The sequence below is a fragment of the Leptospira adleri genome (genome assembly GCF_002811985.1).
Lineage (GTDB): Bacteria > Spirochaetota > Leptospiria > Leptospirales > Leptospiraceae > Leptospira > Leptospira adleri.
The window spans coordinates 82,501-85,565 of the sequence record NZ_NPDU01000013.1 but is presented as its reverse complement, the minus strand read 5'-3'; the positions used below and the strand labels follow the sequence as shown (position 1 = coordinate 85,565).

General features: G+C 48.3%; 1 protein-coding gene (running past one end of the window). It reads left to right on the top strand.

All coding sequences use genetic code 11. From position 1 onward, the window contains the following. The coding region annotated (gene rpoC / locus CH376_RS07085) for a DNA-directed RNA polymerase subunit beta' (protein WP_243398245.1) crosses the window boundary (this coding region is incomplete at its 5' end): on the top strand, nt 1-3,065 show 3,065 of its 4,009 nt. Its footprint extends 944 nt past the window's final position.

Below are 3,065 nucleotides of genomic sequence, written 5' to 3'. Positions count from 1 at the left end.
GGGTGTGGTTTGCGATAAGTGCGGGGTCGAGGTAACTCACTCTAAAGTCCGTCGCGAAAGAATGGGTCATATCGAACTCGCGGCTCCCGTTTCTCATATCTGGTATTATCGTTCCGTTCCTTCGAGAATGGGACTTCTGCTCGATATGACCGTGAACCAACTCAAGAGCGTTCTCTACTTTGAAAAATACGTAATCATCGATCCAGCGGATTCGGGAAGAAATCGCGGCGAACTCATCGACGAAGAAGAATATCACGCATACCTCGACGAGTACGGTGACAAGTTCGTAGCCGGAATCGGCGCGGACGCGATCAAAGAACTTCTGGCTCGTATCGACGTGGACGCCGAAGCGAGAATGATCCGTCAAAAGATCCAAGACAAGGATAAGATTTCCGATAAAAGAATTCTGAAACGTCTCGAAGTTCTCGAAGCGTTCCGTGATTCCGGAAACCGTCCCGAGTGGATGGTGCTTGATATCGTTCCCGTCATTCCTCCCGAACTTCGTCCTATGGTTCAGCTCGAAGGTGGACGTTTCGCGACTTCCGACTTGAACGACTTATACCGTCGTGTGATCAACCGTAACAACCGTCTCAAAAGACTTCTCGCTCTGAAAGCTCCCGAAATCATCGTTCGGAACGAAAAGAGAATGTTACAAGAAGCGGTAGACGCTCTCTTTGACAACTCGAGAAGAAAACGCGCGGTCAAAGGAAAGGGTAACCGTCCTTTAAAATCAATCTCCGACATGCTTAAAGGGAAACAAGGCCGTTTCCGTCAAAACCTTCTCGGTAAGAGGGTGGATTACTCCGGTCGTTCCGTGATCGTAGTCGGTCCCGAACTGAAATACCACGAGATGGGACTTCCAAAGAAAATGGCTTTGGAACTTTTCAAACCTTTCATCATGAAGAGACTTGTGGATTTGGACTTAGCTCCGAACATCAAGTCCGCTAAGAAAAAAGTGGAAGCCGAAGACAAAGAAGTTTTCGACGTATTGGAATACGTAGTAAAAGAGCACCCTGTGATGTTGAACAGAGCTCCGACCCTTCACCGTCTCGGGATTCAGGCATTCTTGCCGATCCTTGTGGAAGGAAAGGCGATCAAACTCCATCCTCTCGTATGTCACGCTTTCAACGCAGACTTTGACGGGGATCAGATGGCGATCCACGTTCCTCTGACTCCGAAAGCTCAGCTGGAAACTTGGATGTTGATGCTTTCTCCTCACAACATTCTCAATCCAGCAAACGGACATCCGATCTGCGGACCGACTCAGGATATCGTACTCGGAATTTATTATTTAACTTCCGAACTCCCTTCGGAACCGGGTGTTCCTCTAAAGTCTTTCTCGAACCTGGACGAGGTTCACTACGCGATCGACAGAGGCGTGGTAGAATTCAGAACCAAGATCAGCGTCTATCACCAAGGAAAGATTCTCGAAACCACTCCGGGAAGATTGATCTTCAACACCATTCTTCCGGAAGGATACGCTTACGTAAACAAGGCTCTTTCCGATAAGGAAACGAATAAGATCATCGCCGACGTCTACGATAAATACGGTCCTGCGAAGACGGTTCTGATGCTCGACGATATTAAAAAATTAGGATATCGTTATGCGACTCTTTTCGCTCCGACCATCTCCATCGAAGACATTCGTGTGTCTCCGGGTAAGGTCGGTCTCGTGGGAGACGCGAACAAAGAAGTCGAAAAAGCCGACTCCGAGTATCGCAAAGGGATCATTACAAACGAAGAACGTCGTAAAAAGGTAATCGAGATCTGGACGAAAACCAACGACCTCATCACCGAATCCATGTTTAAGGAACTGGAAAAAGACAAGGGCGGATTTAACCCCGTGTTCATCATGGCGGCTTCCGGCGCGAGAGGATCGAAACAACAGATTCGTCAGCTCGCGGGAATGAGGGGCTTGATGGCGAAACCTTCCGGGGAAATCATCGAGCTCGCGATCCGTTCGAACTTCCGCGAAGGACTTTCGGTTCTTGAATTCTTCATCTCCACTCACGGTGCGAGAAAAGGTCTCGCGGATACTGCGTTAAAAACTGCGGATGCGGGTTACTTAACTCGTCGTCTTGTGGATATTTCTCAGGACGTGATCATCTCCGAAGACGATTGCGGAACCGAAGAATCCATTTCCCTCGGTATCGTAAAAGAAGGGGAGAACGTGATCGTTTCCCTGAACGACCGTGTGTTTGGCCGTTATACCGCGGAAAGTATTATCGATCCTGTGACCGATCAAGTCGTATATCCGAGAAACACTCTGATCACGAGAGAAGTCGGACAAAAAATCGAAAACCTCGGTTACGATAAAATCCGAGTTCGTTCTCCTCTGACTTGCGAATCCAAACAAGGCGTTTGTATCTGCTGTTACGGTATGGACATGGCGAGACTCATTCCTGCGGAAATCGGGGAAGCGGTCGGAACCATCGCGGCTCAGTCGATCGGACAACCTGGAACCCAGCTTACGATGAGAACGTTCCACATCGGTGGTGCGGCTTCGGCAAAGGTTCAGGAAAAAGAACACAAAGTATCTTATACCGCGATCGTAAACAATATCAACGGACGTCTTCTCAGTAACGACAAGGATCAAAACGTATTCTCCCGTCGCGGATCCATCGTGATTCAGAGATTGATTCAACAATACAAGATGGAAGAACTTTCCAACTTGAGAGTTGAAAACGGTCAGAAGGTGGACAAGGGAGAGTTGGTTGCAACCGCTCCGAGTGGCGAGAATATCACTTCCGAAATGCCGGGAACCATTCATATCGAGAATGGAGTTTTCCGAATATTGGGAGAAGAAGCCGTAATTCCGGTCAAAACCGGAACCGTCGTGAACGTAAAAGTAAACGATATTACTCAGCCGAACCAACCGATCGCCGAATTCGATCCTTACAACGAAGTCGGGATTTCCGAATTCGAAGGAAGCATTCAGTGGATGGATCTCGAAATCGGCAAGAACGTAAGAAGAGACGAGGACGTGAAAACGTCCAACATTCTTCTGAAAGTGATCGAGCAGAGAAGAGAAAAACTCAACCCGAGAATCGCGGTTATCTCCGGAA